An 18,577-nucleotide genomic window follows, 5' to 3' on the forward strand; every position below is an offset into this window, starting at 1 on the left:
CTCACTCCTCGTGGTTGTCGATGACCGCGGTCAGCGCGGTCGCCAGGATGGACACCTGCGGCGGGAAGAGCGCCGTCCGGTGGTCGCCGGGGACGCGGTGCACCCGCACCCCGGCGGCCTGCCGCCGCCACTGGTCCAGGTAGTCGTCGAACGACCGGCCGAGAATGGTCTGGTAGCCGCCCGCGGCGAGTTCCTCGCAGACGATCAGGTCGACCGTGCCCGGGTAGGCGGCGAACCGGTAGCGGGAGCGGGCCTCCAGCATCTCCCGCCAGGATCGCAGCCAGTGCGTCCAGCCCTCGCCGAGGTCGAGGTCCTCGCCGTCGACCAGCAGGTCGCCGTCATCGATCACCTCGCGCAGCACGGCCATGACCTCGGCGCGCGTCTGCTCGCCGCCCGCCCCGTCCCGCAGGTCCGCGAGCAGCCCCTCGGCCCGGCGCAGCACCTCCAGGTTGGCCAGCAGCGGGTTGACACCGGCCGAGGCGTACTCGAACGGGTCGATCAGGATCAGCCGGGGCCGTTCACCGATCTCGTGCAGCTGGCGGGCCATCTCCCAGGCGATACCGCTGGAGGCGCACCAGCCGAGGATGTGGTACGGGCCCTTCGGCCGCGCCGCCCGCAGTTCCGCCAGGTAGACGGCCGCGATCTCCGGCACGCTCGTGGCGTGACCGTGGTCGCCGTGCAGCCCGGGCCACTCGAAGGCCGCCAGGGGCCGTTCCGGCGCGTACACCTCGGCGAGATGCCGGTACCAGTGGGCGCTCCCGCCGCCGGGGTGGACGCAGAACAGCGGCGTGCCCTCGTCCTGGTCGTTGAGCCGGAGCAGCACCGACGGCCTCGTCCGCTCCGTCGCGGCGGCGGCCGCCAGGCCGCGCACCGTGCGGTGTTCCAGGAAGTCGCGGAAGGTCACCTCGACGCGGTGCTCCCCGGCCAGCCGGGCGACGATCCGGAGCATGAGGAGCGAGTGGCCGCCCAGCTTGAAGTAGTCGTCGTCGCGGCCCACCCGCTCGACGCCCAGCGCGTCGGCCCACACCTCGGCGATCGCCGTCTCGACCGGGCCGTCCGGCGGCTCGTACCGCGTGGTCACCCTCGGCCGGTCGGAACCGGGCACCGGCAGCGCGGCCCGGTCGACCTTGCCGTTGGCCAGGCGGGGGAAGGACTCCAGGACCACGAAGTGGGTCGGCACCATGTACCCGGGCAGCACCCGGTCGGCGTGCCGGCGCACCTCCTCCGCGGCGGCGCCGCCGCGGAGGATCAGGTAGGCGGCGAGCCGCTGCTCGCCCTGCGGCCCGGGGACCGGGTGCACCACCACGGCCCGGACGTCCGGGTGACCGGCGAGGGTGTTCTCCACCTCGCCGAGCTCGACCCGGAACCCACGGATCTTGAGCTGGTGGTCGCGCCGGCCGAGGATCTCGATCCGGCCGTCGCGGCCGCGCCTGCCGATGTCGCCGGTGGCGTACATCCTGCCGCCCGGCTCGGCGGCGAACGGGTCGGGCCGGAACACGTCCGCGGTGGTGGCGGGCCTGCCGAGATAACCTCGGGCCAGCCCGTCGCCACCGACGAAGATCTCTCCGGACACCCCGTCGAGCACCGGTTCGGAGTCCCGGTCGAGCAGGTACACGGTGGTGTCGGCGGCCGGCACCCAGACGGGCCCGTCATCGGTCATCCGGGTGCCGAAGGCGAAGACGGTCGCCTCGCTCGGGCCGTACATGTCCCAGACCTGGGCGTCGGTGGCGCGCAGCCGGGCCATCAGGTCGGCGCTCATCGCCTCCCCCCCGGACAGCAGCCGGAATCCGGCGGGCGGGGACCAGCCCGACTCGGTCAGCATCCGCCAGGTGGTGGGCGAGGCCTGCAGGAACCTGGCGCCGCTGCCGCGCAGCAGCCCGGCGAGCGAGACCGGGTCCCGGCCGAGGTCCTCACCGGCCAGCACCAGGTGGCCGCCGCCTGCGAGGGTGGTGAAGACGGCGAGCTGGCAGACGTCGGTCACCATCGGCACGACCGCGGCCGCCACGTCGTGAACGGCCAGGCCGAGGTTCCGCCACATCGACCAGACCCGGTCGGCGAGCGCGCCGTGCCGGACCATCACCCCCTTGGGGCGGCCGGTCGACCCGGAGGTGTACACGACGTAGACCAGCTCCTCCGGATCGGGCCGGTGCGGCTCGGCGACCGGCTCGGCGTGACCTATCCGGTCGGGGGTGACCACGACGGCCCCGGCGATCTCGGTGCCGCTCACCACGACCCGCGGCCCGGCGTCGCGCACCAGCGCGGCGATCCGGTCGGCCGGGTGCCCGGGGTCGATGGGGACGTACGCCGCGCCCACCGCGAGGACGCCGAGCACGGCCGCCACCAGGTCGGGTTCCCTGGGCAGGCACACCCCGACCAGGTCCCCGGCGCGCACGCCCGCCTGGCGCAGGCCGGCCGCCCAGCGCCAGGCGCGGTCGCGCAGTTCCCGGTAGGTCAGCGTGGCACCCGCCGCCTCGACCGCCACCGCGTCGGGGATCCGCGCGGCCTGCTCGGCGAAGAGCTCGTGGACACCCCGGCGCGGCCGGGGCGCCCGAATCCGGTCCACCCCGCCGGTCAGCAGCCGTTCCCGCTCGCGCGCCGGGAGCAGTGACACACCGGCGTCGCCGTCGAGGTCGGCGATCATCAGGGTCAGCGCCCGCCGGTACATCCGGGCGAGCAGCTCGGCGTACGGGCGCCCGACCCACGACGACTTGGTGGCGATCACCAGCCCCTGGGCGCCCCTCATGACCGCCAGCGGGAACTCGTTCGGACTGACGTCGGTGCTGCCGGAGGTGTCGACCGTCTCCCGGTCCAGTACGTGGAAGTCGAGGTAGTTGAAGGCCACGTCGAGCACCCGCTGCCCGTCGCCGAACTCGCGCTGCATCTCGGGCAGCGGGAAGCGGCGGTGCGGCCACAGTTCGACCTCCTCGGCGAACACCGCCTCGACCAGCTCGCGCCAGGTGGCCGCCCCGGCCGGGGCGACGAAGGGCACCGGGTTGAGGAACATGCCGCGGACCCGGTCCCCGCCCTCGACCTCGGTACGGCCGTTGCACACCAGACCGCAGTAGAACGGCCCCGGACCGGCGACCGCCCGCCACACGGCGACGTGCGCGGCGAGCAGCACGCTCTTCAGCGACGTCCCCGCCGACGTGGCCACCCGCCGCAGCCCGGCCTCGATGTCGTGGAACGGCACGACCGTCGAGTACGCGCCCGGCCCGTCCGGGTCGGCCCAGGCGGCGGGGATGGTCAGCCGGTTCGCGCCGCCCAGCCGGTCCCGCCAGAACGCCCGGTCGGCCCGGCCGGTCAGGCTGCGCCGCTCCTGCGCGATGAAGTCGGCGTACCTGACGGCGCTCGGCTCCTCGGCGGGCACCGGCCGGCCGTCGCGGATCGCCCGGTAGAGGTCGAGCACCTCGGTGATGATCGAGTTGTGGCTCCAGCCGTCCAGGATCGCGTGGCACTCGGTGATCGAGAAGTACCACCGGTCGTCGCCGACCTGGTGCGCGTGGACGCGCAGCAGCGGCGCCGCGCCGAGGTCGAAGAGCCGTGCGCGCTCCGCCGCCCGGAACGCCGTCATGCTCGCCTCCCGCTCGTCCGGCGACTCCCCGCGCAGGTCCGCGTACCCGACCTCGACCTCCACCCGGTCGTGCACGAGCTGCAGCGGTTCGGAGAAGGTCGCCAGGTCGAACGAGGTGCGCAGGATGTCGTGCCGGGCCACGACCTCTTCGGTCGCGGCGGCGAACGCCGCGGCGTCGAAGACGCCGGGATCACGGATCAGGTAGCTGGTGATGTTGTGATAGGGGTTGCCGTCCGGATCGGCCAGCAGCTCGTAGACCATGCCGGCCTGGACCCGCGCCATCGGGTAGGCGTCCACCACTCCGGCCGGCACCTTCGCCCGGTCCTCCGCGCCGATCAGCGCGAACGGCGGCGTGCCGGCCCGCTCGACGCGGGTCGCGTCGCCGTCGCCCCCCAGGATCAGGTCGGCGATGTTCTGATGCCGGAACAGGCTCTGCACGGAGTAGTCGAGGCCGCCGGCGCGCAGCGCTCCGACGAGGCGGACCGCGCGGATCGAGTCGCCGCCGAGCTCGAAGAAGTTGTCGTCCACGCCGACCCGCTCGATGCCGAGCACCTCGGCCCAGATCCTGGCCATCGCCGTCTCCGCCTCGGTCCGCGGCGGGACGTAGCCGTCGCCCCGGTCCTGCCGCGAGCCGTCGGGGGCGGGCAGCGCCCGCAGGTCGACCTTGCCGTTGGCGGTCAGCGGCAGCTTCGGGACGATCACGAAGGCGGCCGGGACCATGTGGCCGGGCAGCCGCTCGACCGTGTACGCGCGCAGCTCCGCCGCGCCGATCCGCGCGCTGTCCCTGGGCACGGCGTAGCCGATGAGCCTGTGTTCGCCGGGCACGCTCTCGTCCACGGTGACGACGGCGTCGTCCAGGTCCGGATGGCCGGACAGGCACGCCTCGACCTCACCGAGCTCGATCCGGAACCCGCGGATCTTCACCTGGTCGTCGAGGCGGCCGAGGAAGCCGATGTCGCCGTCCGGCCGCCACCTCGCCCGGTCTCCCGAGCGGTAGAGCCGGGAGCCCGGCGGCCCGAAGGGATCGGGCACGAAGCGGTCCGCGGTGAGCGCGGGACGGCCGAGGTAGCCGCGGGCGACGCCGGCGCCGCCCACGTGCAGCTCGCCCGGCACGCCGACCGGCACGGGACGCATCCGCCCGTCGAGCACGTGCAGGGTGAGGTCGCCGAGGGGCCGCCCGATCGGGCTGCGGTCCCCCGCCAGATCGGCCGGGCCGAGGGGCCGGTAGGTGACGTGCACGGTCGTCTCGGTGATGCCGTACATGTTGACGAGCCTCGGCCGCTCGGCGCCGTACCTGTTCCACCAGGGTTCGAGCATGCCGACGTCGAGCGCCTCCCCGCCGAAGATCACCAGCCGGAGCCGGAGCCGGTCGAGGGCGGCCTCGCCGCGCCTGGCCAGATCGACCAGCGAGCGGAACGCCGACGGTGTCTGGTTGAGCACGGTCACGCCCTCGTCGGCGAGGAGCACGGCCAGGTCCCAGGGCGAGCGCGACACCTCGTAGGGGACGACGACGAGGCGTCCGCCGTACAGGAACGCGCCCCACATCTCCCAGACCGAGAAGTCGAAGGCGTAGGAGTGGAACAGCGCCCAGACGTCGTCCGGGCCGAAGCCGTAGTCGTCCTCGGTCACGGTGAACAGGCGGACCGCGTTGGCGTGGGTCACCTGGACACCCTTGGGGCGGCCCGCGGACCCGGAGGTGTAGATGACGTAGGCGAGATCGCCGGGGTGCGTCCGGAGCGCGGGCGCCTCGGCGGGCAGCGCCGCGATGCGGCCGATCTCGTCGGCGTCGTCCAGATACAGGCAGTGCCCGGACCGGTGCCCGGACCGGTGCCCGGACACCCGTTCCGCCAGCGCGGTCTCGGTGACCACGACACGGGCGGCGGCGTCCCGGATGAGGAGTTCGATCCGCTCGGCCGGGTGGTCCGGATCGAGCGGCAGGTAGGCCGCCCCGGCCTTGAGCACCGCGAGGACGGCGACCAGCATGTCGACGCCGCGCGGCAGGCAGACCCCCACCAGGTCCTCGCGGCCCACGCCGAACTCCGCCAGCCGGTGCGCCAGCCGGTTGGCCCTGGCCTCCAGATCGGCGTAGGTCAGGTGCCGGCCGTCGAAGGTCACCGCGATCGCGCCGGGCCGCTCCCTCACCCGGGCGGCGAAGCGCTCGTGCAGGCAGGGCTCGCCGAGCGCCGGGGCGACCGGCCCGCGGACCAGCCGGTCGAGTTCCGCGGCGCCCAGCAGCGGCAGTTCGCTCACCCGCGTCCCGGGGTCGGCGACGGCCGCGCCGAGCAGGCGGACGTAGTGCTCGGCCATCCGCCGCGCCGTGTCCGGGTCGAGCAGCGCGCGTGCGATGGTGGCCTCGCCCGCGACCGAACCGTCCGGCCTCTCCTCCAGCGTCCAGCTCAGGTCGAACTTGGCCTGGCGCGCCAGGACCGGGACCAGCTCGCCGGAGACCGCCCCGGCCGTGAAGCTCAGCGGTTCGTTGTTCTGCAGGGTCAGGTTGACGCTGACCAGCGGATGGGTGGACAGGTCCCGGCCGGCCGCCAGCGCGTTGACGACCCGCTCGAACGGGACGTCCTGACGGGCGAAGGCATCAAGGGCCGTACCGCGGGCGCGATCGAGCAGCTCGGCGAACGTCGGGTCGCCGGACAGGTCGGCTCGCAGCACGAGCAGGTTGACGAACGGGCCGATCACGTCGTGCGTCTGCGCGCGGGTCCGGCCGGCCACCGGGCTGCCGACGGCGAAGTCGGCCTGGCCGGTGTACCGGTGCAGCAGCGACCAGAACGCCGCCAGGTAGACCATGAAGGGCGTGGCCCGGTGCTCCCTGGCCAGGGCCCGGACCCGGTGGCCGATCTCGACGGGGATGTCGAACCGGACGGTCTCCCCCGCCGGTTCCCACACCGCCGGGCGCGGCCGGTCCGTCGGCAGTTCCAGCGCCGGCAGGTCGCGGAGGGTCTCCGTCCAGTGGTCGAGGTCGCGTTCCAGCCGTTCACCGGAGAGCTGGTCGCGCTGCCAGGCCGCGAAGTCGGCGTACCGCAGACCGGGCGCGGGCGGTTCCTCTCCGGTGGCCAGCGCGGCCAGCTCGCGTACCAGCAGGCCGCCCGACCAGCCGTCGACGGCGATGTGGTGCAGCATGAGAACCAGTACGTGTTCCTCGGGTGCCAGCCGTACCAGCCTGGCGCGCAGCATCGGGCCCGTGGCGAGGTCGAACGGCGTGCCGGTCTCGGCCTCCAGGAGGGCGTCGAACTCGGCCGGGGTGAGGTCGTCGAAGACCAGATCCACCGGGCCCGGCGGGTCGATCGTCTGGATCGGTTCGGCGTCGGGCCCCTCGGTGGTGTAGCGGGTGCGCAGGATCTCGTGGCGACGCACCAGTTCGTCGAGGGCCGCGCCCAGGTCGACGCCGGAGAGGTCACCGTGTAGCCGGATCACCAGCGGCACCAGGTAGTCGGTGCCCCCCGGGCGGAGCCGGTCCAGCACCCAGAACTGCCGCTGCGCGAAGGAGAGCGGCGGTGGCACGCCGGGAGGCAGGACCGGGACGACGCCCTCCCGCCCCGCCGCGCGCCGGGAACGCAGGCGATCCCTCAGCAGCCCGGCGCCCGCGCTCGTCTCCGGCTTGGTCACGTCAGTGCTCATCGTCTCTTCCCTCGTACGATGTGGGGGCGGCGGCCTCGGCCAGCCCTTCCAGCGCGGCGGCCTGCGCGCGGACGGTGGTGGCCTCGAACAGGACGCGTAGCGGGATCTCCAGTCCGAACAGGTCCTGCAGCAGGGCCATCAGGCGGGTGGCGAGCAGCGAGTGGCCACCGAGTTCGAAGAAGTCGTGTTCCACGCCGACGGCGGGCAGGCCGAGCACGTCGGCCCAGGCGCCGGCGATGGCCTCCTCCACCTCGGTGCCCGGCGGGACCGCCTCCTCCGGCGCGAGGGCGGTGCCCGGGTCGGGCACCGGCAGCGCGCGGCGGTCCACCTTCTGGCCCGCGGTCGCGGGCAGCCCGTCCAGCGTCATGAACAGCGCGGGCACCATGTACTCCGGCACCCGGTCGCGCAGGTGGGCGCGGAGCTCCGGCGACGACGGCCCGGAGTCGGTCCCGGGCACCGGCACCACGTATCCCACCAGCCGGCGGTCGCCCGGCGCGAGTTCCTGCACCGCCGCGGCGGCCGCCTGGACGCCGGGGTGCGCGGCCAGCGCGGTCTCGATCTCGCCGAGCTCGATCCGGAACCCGCGCAGCTTCACCTGGGCGTCGATCCGGCCGATGAACTCGATCACCCCGTCGGGACGGTACCTGACCTGGTCCCCCGTCCGGTACAACCGCTCTCCGGGCTCCTCGCCGAACGGGTCGGGGACGAAACGGTCGGCGGTCGGCCCCGGCTGCCGCAGGTACCCCCGGCTGACCCTCGGGCCGCCCAGGCAGAGCTCGCCGACCACGCCGACGGGCACCGGGTTGAACGCCGCGTCCACCACGTAGGCCCGGGTGCCCGGCAGCGGGCGGCCGATCGGCAGACCCGCGTCCGGGGCCGCCGCGGCCACCTCGGCCGGGGTCACGGGATGGCACAGGCCGCCGATGGTGGCCTCGGTCGGGCCGTACACGCAGAGGAACCTGGCGGGCAGGCCGGTGGCCAGCCAGAGCCGGGCGTCCTGGTAGCCGACCGCCTCGCCACCGACGGCCAGCACGCGCAGCGCGGCCGGCCTCGGGTCGCCGGGCCGGATGCCGGTCATCACGTCGCGGTAGTAGGTGGCCGCGAGCGCGACATGGGTCACCCCGGTCTCGGCCAGCAGGTCCGGCAGGTCGGCGGGGGCGACGACGCCCGGGGCGCCGATCACCACGGTGGCGCCCGCCAGCAGGGTGGCGCCCATCTGCGCCATCGCCGGGTCGAAGATGAGCGGCGCGTGCAGCAGCACCCTGTCCCCGGGACGGATGTCGTGCGCGTCCGCGTGGGCGCGGCAGTGGTGGGTGTACGCGCCGTGCGGGACGACGACCGCCTTCGGCCGGCCGGTCGAGCCCGAGGTGTAGATCATGTACGCGGCGCGACCGGGGTCGCCGGGCGGGAGGTCGCCGGGGGGCGCGTCCCCCGCCTCGCCGGCCGTCCCTCCGACGGTGAGGATCGGGACCGAGACGGGCAGGGGGAGCGTCCGGCGGTCGGTGAGCACCGCCGCGGGCCGCAGGTCGCCGAGCATCGCCGCCAGGCGTTCGGCGGGTTGCGCGGTGTCCAGCGGCACGTACACCCCGCCCGCCCGCAGCACGGCCAGCAGCGCGGTCACCGCCGCCGGTGACCGGTCCAGGTAGACGGCCACCGGGTCCTCGGGGCGCACCCCTGCGGCGTGCAGCCGCCCGGCCAGCGCGGCGGCCCGGTCGTCCAGCTCGGCGTAGGTCAGGCGCTCGCCGGCGTACTCGACCGCGGGCGCGTCCGGGGTGCGGGCGGCCTGGGCGGCGAACGCCTCGTGCAGGGATTCGCGCGCGGCCGGCGTGGCCCGCGGGTTCCAGTCCCGCAGCAGCCGTCCGCGCTCGGCGGGGTCCAGCATGTCGAGGCGGCTGACGGGCCGGTCCGGTGCCGTCGCCGCCGACTCCACCAGGGTCCGGAAATGTCCGGCGAGGCGGTGGATCGTCGCCTCGGTGAACAGGTCCGTGGCGTACTCCAGCTCGGCCCGGTAGCCGCCGTCGGCGCCGGCGACGAGGCCGAAGGTGAGATCGAACTTGGCCGTGGTCCGCTCGACGGCGACCGGCCGCACGTCGAGCCCCGTCAGGCGCGGCGGTTCCGGCGCCTGCTCGCGCAGCCCGAACGTGACGTCGCACAGCGGGGAGCGGGACAGGTCCCGCTGCGGGGCCAGCCCCTCCACCAGCCGGTCGAAGGGCAGCTCGTCGTGGCTGAAGGCGTCCAGCGCGCTCTCCCTGACCCGGCCGATCAGGGTCGTCACCGTCGGATCGCCGGCCAGGTCCACCCGCACCACGACGGTGTTGACGAAGAACCCGACGACGTCGTCCAGTTCCGCCTGGCCTCGACCGGCGACGACCGTGCCGACCGCCACGTCGGTGGCGCCGGTGTAGCGGCCGAGCATCGCGGCGAACACGCTCAGGAAGGTCATGAACGCGGTCGCGCCCTGCCGCCGGCCGAGCGCCAGCAGCGGCTGCGCGATCTCGGCGGGGATGTCGCAGGTGACGGTCGCGCCGTGGCCCCGGCGTACCGGCGGCCGGGGCCGGTCGGCGGGCAGTTCCAGCGGCTGCAGTCCGGCCAGCCGATCACGCCAGTGATCCAGCTCACGGTCCAGCACGTCGCCGGTCAGCCGGGAGCGCTGCCAGGACGCGTAGTCGGCGTACTGCAGCGGGGGTGGCCCGAGCACCGTCGGCCGGCCCTGCACCCGGGCCTCGTAGAGCTCGGAGAGCTCGCGCGCCATGATCTGCTCGGACCAGGCGTCGGCGACGATGTGATGCATGACCAGCAGGAACACATGCTCCCGGGCGCCGAGCCTGATCAGGTAGGGCAGCGCGGGCGCCTGCCCGGCCAGGTCGAAGGGCCGCTCGGCGAGCGAGCGGACGAGCGTGGCCACCCGTTCGGAGTCCGCGCCGGACAGGTCGACGACCTGCAGCGGAACGGGAGCGGCCGGATCCACGATCTGGACCGCGCCGCCGTCCTGCCCGGTCGGGTAGCGGGTGCGCAGGGCGCCGTGCCGGGCGAACAGCCCGGACAGCGCACCGGCCAGGGCGTCCGCGTCCAGTCGCCCGGACAGCCGGAACGCCCAGGTCACGTGATACCGGCCGCCCTGGTCGAGGAGATCGAGGAACCACAGTCGCTGCTGGGCGAAGGAGAGCGGGACCGGTCCGGCCCGCCGTTCCGCGTCCAGCGGGACGATCTCGCCGGCGGCCTGGACGCCGAGGCCGTCGACCCTGGCCGCCAGCGCGGCGGCGGTGCGGTCCTCGAACACGGCGCGGACCGGCAGGGCGACGCCGAACGCGGCCCGCAGCCGGGCCGCGATCCGGATCGCCAGCAGCGAGTGGCCGCCCAGGTCGAAGAAGTCGTCGCCCGTCCCGACCACGTCGAGCCCGAGCACCTCGGCCAGCACATCCGTCACGATCTTCTCGGCCGGGGTGCGCGGCGCCGCGGGGACGGCCCGGCCGGGGAGCCGGACGCCGTCCGGGTCGGGCAGCGCGGCCCGGTCGATCTTGCCGCTGGAGGTCCGCGGCAGGCGGTCCACGGTGAGCAGCACCGAGGGCACGTACGGCTCGGGCAGCCGCGCGAGCAGGAACTCGCGGATCTCCCGCCGCGCAGGCGCCTCGCCCCGCGCCACCAGGTAGCCGACCAGCCGGGGCAGGCCGTCGGGTCCCCGCCTGGCCTCGACCACGGCCGCGGCGAGCGCGGGGTGCCGGGACAGCACGGCCTCGACCTCGTCCAGCTCGATCCGGACGCCGCGGATCTTGACCTGGCGGTCGGCCCGGCCGAGGAACTCCAGCGCGCCGTCGGTCCTGCGGCGCACCACGTCGCCGGTGCGGTAGGCGCGGGCGCCCGGCGGCCCGTACGGATCGGGTACGAACCGGTCTGCGGTCAGTCCCGGCCTGCCCAGGTAGCCGCGGGCCAGGCCGTCCCCCGCGGCGTGCAGCTCACCCGGCGTGCCGACCGGGGCGAGCCTGCCGTCCGGCGTGTGGACGACCGCGCGGGTGTTGTCCAGCGGCCTGCCGATCGGCACGATGCCGCCTTCGTCGCCGGGCTCGTACGACCACGCGGTCACGTCGATCGAGCATTCGGTCGGGCCGTAGGTGTTGACCAGCGCCGTCCCCAGCCGGGTGGACAGGCGGGCGGCGAGCTCGCCGGGCAGCGGCTCACCGGCCGAGAAGAGCAGCCGGAGCGTGCCGCAGCGTTCCAGGCCCGGCTCGTCGGCGAGCGTCCGCAGGAAGGAGGGGACGCCCTGGAGCACGGTGATCCGGCCCTGGACCAGCGCCTCGACCATGCTCGCCGGGTCGCGCTCGGTCCCGTCCGGCGGGAGCACCACGGTGCCACCGGACACCAGCGGCCCGAGGAACTCCCAGACGGAGGCGTCGAAGGTGACCGACGTCTTCTGCAGGAGCCGGTCCGAGGTGCCGAGCCCGTGCTCGTGGACCGTCCACAGCACCCGGTTGCGGATGCCGCGGTGCGGTACGGCCACGCCCTTGGGCCGGCCGGTGGAGCCGGAGGTGTACATGACGTACGCCAGCCCGTCCAGGTCGGTGCCGACCGGCGCGGATTCGCCGGGGCGGGCGTCGATGCCGGCCCGCTCGGCGGCCAGGTTCAGCACCGGCGTGCCGTGGCCGCTCGCCGGAGACGGCTCGGCGCCGACGACGACCAGCCGCGCCCGGGAGTCCCGGAGCATCCAGGCCAGCCGGTCGGCCGGGTGGGCGGGGTCGAGCGGGAGGTAGGCCGCTCCGGCGCGCAGCACCCCGAGCAGCGCCACGACCAGCTCAGGTCGCCGGGGCAGGCAGACGCCCACCACGTCGTCACGGCGGATGCCGGCGGCCCGCAGGTGGTGGGCGAGCCGGTTGGCGGCGGCGTCCAGGTCACCGTAGGTGAGCGCGGCCCCGTCACACTCCACCGCGACCCGGCCGGGGGCCAGGGCCGCCTGGCGGGCGACCAGCTCGGGCAGGCCGAGGTCGGGCCTGCTCCGGACGGGGCCGTCGGCACCGGCGGTGAGCGCGTGCCGCTCCGCGTCGTCGAGCAGCTCCAGCTCCCCGAGCGCGCTGTCCGGCCGGGCCGCCGCCGAGGTCAGCAGGGTCAGGTAGTGGCGGGCGAGCCGGTCGGCGGTGGCCCGGTCGAAGAGCGCGGTCGCGTACTCGATCTCGCCGGTCAGGCCGCCGTCGGCGCGCCGGGTCAGCTCCATGGTGAGGTCGAACTTGGCGGTGCGCCACGGCACCGGCTCGGGCGAGACGTCCAGCCCGGGCAGCCGGAACCGCTCCTCGCCCTCCTCCCGGAACGCGAAGAGCAGCTGGAACAGCGGGTGCCTGGACAGGTCGCGGCTCGGTGCCAGCTCCTCCACCAGCCGCTCGAACGGCAGCTCGTCGTGCTGGTACGCCTCGGCGACGACGTCCTGGACCCGGCCGAGCAGCGTGCCGAACGACGGGTCTCCGGTGAGGTCGGCGCGCAGCACGACGGTGTTCACGAAGAAGCCGATCAACCCCTCGGCCTCGGCGGAGTCGCGCCCGGACATCGGCACGCCGACCGCCAGGTCCCGCCGCCCGGTGTGACGGGCGAGCAGCGCGTAGAACCCCGCCAGGTAGGTCGTGAACGGGGTGGCCCCGGCCCGCCTGCCGATCTCCTCCAGCGCCCCGGCCAGCGCGGGCGGCACGTCGAAGCGGAGGACCGCCCCCCGGTGGTCGCCGACCGGGGGACGGGGCCGGTCGGTGGGCAGTTCGGTCGGCTCCAGGCCGGTGAGCCTGCCGCGCCAGTGCGCCAGTGCGCCGTCCAGCGCCTGCCCGGCGAACCGCTCGCGCTGCCAGGCGGCGAAGTCGGCGTACTGCAGGGCCGGCTCCGGCAGGTCCCGGCCCGAGTAGGCGCCCGCCAGCTCGGTCGCCAGGATGCCGCTCGACCAGCCGTCGGTGGCGATGTGGTGGGTCACCAGCACCAGGACGTGCTCGCCGGCGCCCACCCGCACCAGCCGGACCCGCAGGACGGGACCGCGTGCCAGGTCGATCGGCGTGGCCAGTTCCGCTTCGAGGACCGCGGCCGGGTCCGCCTCCTCGGCGACCGGGCGGAGCCGCGACGGCGGGTCGACGACCTGCGCGGGCTCGCCGTCGGAGCCCGCGACGTAGCGGGTGCGGAGGATCTCGTGCCGCTCGGCCACCCGGGTCAGCGCCCGCCCGAGCGCGTCGACGTCGAGCTCTCCGCGCAGCCGCAGCGCGGTCACCACGAGGTACTCCGTCCCGTTCGGGCGCAGCTGGTCCAGCACCCACAGGCCGCGCTGCGCGAAGGAGAGCGGCAGCGGGCGGGACCTGTCCGCGGGGGTGACGGGCGAGGAGAGGACGGTCTCCCGCGGCGTCTCCGGCCGCCGCGCCCCGGCGGACGCCCCGAACATCTCCTCCGTCTGGGCGCGCACCCGGGCGGCGACGAGGTCCGCGAGGGTGGCCACGGTCGGCGCGGCGAACACGTCCCGCACCGAGACCGGCACCGGGAACCGCTCGCGCAGCCGGGCCACCACCCGGGTGGCGAGCAGCGACTGCCCGCCGAGGTCGAAGAAGCGGTCGTGCCTGCCGACCCGGCCGGCGCCGAGCACCTCGGCCCACACCTCGGCGATGGCCCGCTCCGCCGGGGTGGCGGGCGCGGTGTAGGTCTCCGCGCCGCCCAGCGGGGCCAGGGCGGGCAGCGCCCGGCGGTCGAGCTTGCCGTTGCCGAGCAGCGGCAGCTCGGCGAGGGTCCCCCACAGGGTGGGCACCAGGTGACCGGGGAGCCGCTCGGCCAGGTAGGTGCTGAGCTCGGAGAGCGGTACGCCGGGACCCGCCGGGAGGATGTGCGCGGCCAGCCTCGGGTTGCCCGGGTCGGACCGGTCGGCGACCACCGCGGCGGCGCGGACGGCCGGATGCTCGGCCAGGACGCCCTCGATCTCGCCCGGCTCGACGCGGAAGCCGCGAATCTTGATCTGCTGGTCCGCGCGCCCCAGGAAGACCAGGGTGCCGTCGGGTCGCCGCCGGGCGAGGTCGCCGGTCCGGTAGAGGCGCGCTCCTGGCTCGGTCGCGTACGGATCCGGTACGAAGCGGTCCGCGGTGAGGCGCGGGCTGCCGAGGTAGCCCTGGCCGACCCCGCGCCCGCCGACGTAGATCTCGCCGGCCACGCCGGGCGGCACCGCGCGCATGGCGTCGTCGAGCAGGCAAATGGTGGCGCCGGGGATCGGCCGGCCGATCGGGACCGGACCCGGCGCCGTCTCGCCTGCGGGCACGACGTGCACGCAGCAGGCGACGGCGGTCTCGCTCGGACCGTAGCTGTTGACGATCCGGGTCGCCGGGGCGTGCGCGGCCCAGGTGGCCAGCTGTTCGCCGCGCAGTTCCTCGCCGCCGACCACCAGGCATCTGGCCGCGGCGGCCAGCACGTCGGCGGGGAGCGTCCCGGTCAGCAGGTCCAGGTGGGTCGGGGTCAGCTTGACGACGCCGTAGGGGCCGTCGGCCAGCGCCCGCGCCAGCTGCTCGACACCGGCCGCCTCCTCGTCCACCAGCCGCACCGGGGCTCCGGCGGCCAGCGTCGGGTAGAGCGAGGTGAGGGCGAGGTCGTAGGCGATGGAGGTGTGCAGCGGCGACCCCGCCCCGTCCCCCGGCCGCAGTTCCGCACAGGCCCAGCGGGTGTAGCCGGCCAGGCCGCGGTGGGTGACCATGGCCCCCTTGGGGCGGCCGGTGGATCCCGAGGTGTAGACCACGTACGCCAGGTCGTCCGGGTGCGGCCGGGCGTCCGGCGCGGTCGGCGGGCAGGCCCGTATCCCGGCCCGCTCGGCCGGGTCGTCCAGTGCCACCAGCCGGACTCCCGCGGGAAGCAGCGGGGCGGCGTCGGCGGTCGCGACCAGCAGCGGCGCGGCGGAGTCCGCCAGCGCCTGTGCCAGGCGCTCGGCCGGATGGGCCGGGTCGAGCGGGATGTAGGCCGCCCCGGACTTGAGCACGGCCAGCAGCGCGACGACGAGGTCGGCGGTTCTCGGCAGCCGGACCGCGACGAGCGTGCCGCGGCGGGCGCCGAGCGCGCGGAGGCGGCCGGCCAGCCTGTTGGCCTCGCGGTCCAGTTCGGGGTAGGTGAGGGTGGTTCCGCCGCCGGTGACGGCGATCCCCTCGGTGACGGCCGCGCGGGCCGCGATCAGCTCCGGCACGGTGCCGGAGTCGTCCGGCACCGGCTCGCCCGCCAGGACGGGCGCCGCGGCCTCCGCGCCGATGAGCAGCGGCAGCCGCCGCACGGGTGTGTCCGGTGCCGCGACGGCCGCCCGCAGCAGCCGCACGTAGTGGTCGGCGAAGCCCGCCATCGACGAGGCGTCGAAGAGCGCGGCCGCGTACTCGATCCGGCCGTCCAGGCCGCCGTCCGGCCGCCGCGTCAGATGGCAGCCCAGATCGAACTTGGCACCCGGCAGGTCGGGGAGCTCCACTCCGGACGGGCGGGCCGCCGCCTCGTGCGTGGCGAACATGATCGAGAACAGCGGGTTGCGGGACAGGTCGCGCTGCGGCGCGAGTTCCTCGACGACCAGCTCGAACGGCACCTCGGCGTGCGCGTACCCGGCCGTGGCGCTTTCCCGGACCTCCGCCAGCAGGTCGACGAAGGTGGCCAGGTCGGCGAGCGGCGCCCGTACCACGACGGTGTTGACGAAGAGGCCGACGAGACCGTCCAGCTCGGGCCGGTTCCGCGCGGAGACCGGCACGCCGACGGCCAGGTCGCTCTGGCCGGTGTAGCGGGCCAGGATCGCGAGGAAGCCGGCCAGCAGCGTGATGGACGGTGTCGCCCCGTGGCCGCCGCCGAGTTCGTCGAGGTGGGCCGCCAGCTCCGGCGGGACGGCGAACCTGACCGTACCGGCTCTCGGGTCGCGGACCGCGGCGCGCGGCCGGTCGGCCGGCAGCTCGGTCGGCTCCATCCCGGCCAGCCGCTCCCGCCAGAACCCCAGCTCCCGCTCGACGAGCTCGGCGGCGGACCCCGCCATCCGGTCGCGCTGCCAGATCGCGTAGTCGGCGTACCGGACCGGGAGCGGCGGCAGCGGCCTGCCCTCCAGCGCCGCGACCAGCTCTCCGGCGAGCACCTCGTGCGACCGGTCGTCGGTCGCGATGTGGTGCAGCGTGAACAGCACGGTGTGCTCGCCGCCGGCGTCGCGGACCACGCGGACCCGGACCGGGGGGGCCGCGGACAGGTCGAAGGGGCGGGTCATCTCCTCGGCGAGCACCTGCCGGGGGTCGCCGTCCTCGATCCGCGCCGGGACCGGCCCGGCCGGCTCGACGACCTGCGCCGGCTCGCCGTCGCCCTCGGCCGGGTAGCGGGTGCGCAGGATCTCGTGACGTTCGAAGAGCCCGGTCAGCGCGGCGCGCAGCCGGTCGGGGTCCAGCGGGCCCGGCACCCGCACCGCGAGGGGCTCCAGGTAGGAGGTGCCCTCCGGGTCGAGCTGGTGCAGGAACCACATCCGCCGCTGCGCGAACGAGAGCGGCGCGGGACCGGTCCGCGGCGCGACCGGCACCGGCGGGAGGGCGCGGCCGGCGCTCTCCAGCCGTGCGGCGAGGCGCTCGACGGTGCGGGCCTCGAACAGCGCGGCGACCGGCAGTTCGATCCCCCGCTCGGCGCGCAGCCGGCCGACCACCAGGTTGGCCGAGAGCGAGTGCCCGCCCAGGGCGAAGAAGTCCGCCTCGGCGTCGGCCACCGGACGTTCGAGCACCTCCGCGAACGCCGCCGCCACCGCGCGTTCCGCGGGCGTCCCCGGTTCGCGTCCCGCCGTGGCCGCGGGGGCGGGCATCGCCCGCAGGGCCGCCCGGTCGATCTTTCCGTTGGGCGTCGTGGGGAACTCCGCCACCTCCAGGAAGTCCGCCGGGATCAGGTACGGCGGGAGCAGCCGCGCGCAGTGCAGACGCAGCTCCGGCGCGGAGGGCGGCGCGGCCGGGTCGACCGGCTGGACGTGGGCGACGAGGCTCGGCCCGGTGCCGGCCTCGATCGCCTGGACCACCGCGAACCGCACCCCCTGGTGGGCCGCCAGCACGCCCTCGACCTCGCCCGGCTCGACCCGGTGTCCGCGGATCTTGATCTGGTCGTCGGTGCGACCGAGGATCTCGATCCTGCCGTCCGGGTGCCGCCTGGCGACGTCGCCGGTGCGGTACAGCCGCCCGCCCGGCACGGTGCCGTAGGGGTCGGGGACGAACCTGTCGGCGGTCAGCGCCGGCCTGCGGTGGTAGCCGACCGCGACGCCGTCGCCACCGACGCACAGCTCTCCGCTCGTCCCGGCGGGCACCGGGTTCAGTCCGTCGTCCAGGACGTGCAGCGTCGTGTTGGCCACCGGGGCGAAGTCGCGCACCTCGCCGTCCTCCAGGAACGCGACCGAGGACCACACGGTCGTCTCGGTCGGCCCGTACAGGTCCCACAGCCGCGCGCCGGCCGCGCACAGGCGGCGCGCGAGCTCGGCGGGCAGCCGCTCGCCGCCGCAGAGCGCGGTGAACCCGGCGGGCGGGCTCCAGCCGCCGTCGAGCAGCAGCCGCCAGGTCGTCGGGGTCGCCTGCATCACGGTCGCGCCGATGCGGTCCAGCAGGGCGGCGAGCCGCTCCGGGTCGCGGGCGTCCTCGGGTTCGGCGACCACCACGCGCCCTCCGACGACGAGCGGCAGGAACAGCTCCAGTGCCGCGATGTCGAACGACACGGTGGTCACGGCCGGGAAGACGGTGCCGGGGGCCAGCCCCGGCCGCTCGCGCATGGACCACAGGAAGTTGGTGAGCGCCCGGTGCGAGACCAGCACGCCCTTGGGCCGCCCGGTCGACCCCGAGGTGTAGATGAGATAGGCCGGGTCGTCCGGCGCCACCGCCCGAGGTGCCACCGGGGACCGCGGTGGCGCCTCGGGCTCCGCGAGGTCGTCGATCCGCACCACGGTGGCCGACGGGGTGACCGGCGGGGTGGCCGCGGCCACCCCGTCGGCGCCGGAGGTGACCAGTACCCTCGCCCCGGCGTCGTCGAGCACGTAGCGGAGCCGGTCGGCCGGATGGGCGGGATCGAGCGGCACGTAGGCCGCCCCGGCCAGGTGCACGCCGACCAGCGCCGCGACGAGTTCGACGCCGCGCGGCACGGCCACGCCGACCGGTTCGCCGGACCGCACGCCGAGCCGCCGCAGGCGGCCGGCGAGGGCACCGGCCAGCGCCATGAGCTCGGTGTAGGTGAGCCGCCGGTCGCGGCACTCGACCGCCACCGCGTCCGGCGTCCTGGCCGCCTGTGCCGCGATCAGCTCGTGCACCGGAAGCGCGGGGTACGGCTCCCGGCCCCGTTCCGGGGAGTGCTCCTCCGGTGGCGTGTGCCGTCCCGGAGGGGTGGGATCCACACCGGTCTGGTCAGGCATGCTCATCGTCCCCTCGGGATGGCTCG

At 75.5% G+C, this 18,577-nt stretch carries 2 protein-coding genes; both read right to left on the bottom strand.

Features of this window, described 5'->3' with window-relative positions:
• Position 1 precedes the first annotated feature (1 nt).
• Complete coding sequence (locus tag AB0J58_RS32600; RefSeq protein WP_364223146.1) at positions 2-7,198, bottom strand: amino acid adenylation domain-containing protein; 7,197 nt, start codon at positions 7,196-7,198, stop codon at positions 2-4.
• Positions 7,188-18,551, bottom strand: coding sequence for an amino acid adenylation domain-containing protein (locus tag AB0J58_RS32605; RefSeq protein WP_364223149.1), 11,364 nt, complete (start codon positions 18,549-18,551; stop codon positions 7,188-7,190). Before AB0J58_RS32605 ends, AB0J58_RS32600 begins: the two co-directional genes overlap by 11 nt.
• Between the last annotated feature and the right edge of the window lie 26 nt (positions 18,552-18,577).

Origin of the sequence: Streptosporangium sp. NPDC049644, from assembly GCF_040675205.1 — a bacterium.
Classification (GTDB): domain Bacteria; phylum Actinomycetota; class Actinomycetes; order Streptosporangiales; family Streptosporangiaceae; genus Streptosporangium; species Streptosporangium fukuiense.

Excerpts from the sequence above, each read along its gene's own strand:
- AB0J58_RS32605 (WP_364223149.1), bottom strand. The coding sequence starts at position 18,551 with ATGCCTGACCAGACCGGTGTGGATCCCACCCCTCCGGGACGGCACACG.
- AB0J58_RS32600 (WP_364223146.1), bottom strand. The coding sequence starts at position 7,198 with ATGAGCACTGACGTGACCAAGCCGGAGACGAGCGCGGGCGCCGGGCTG.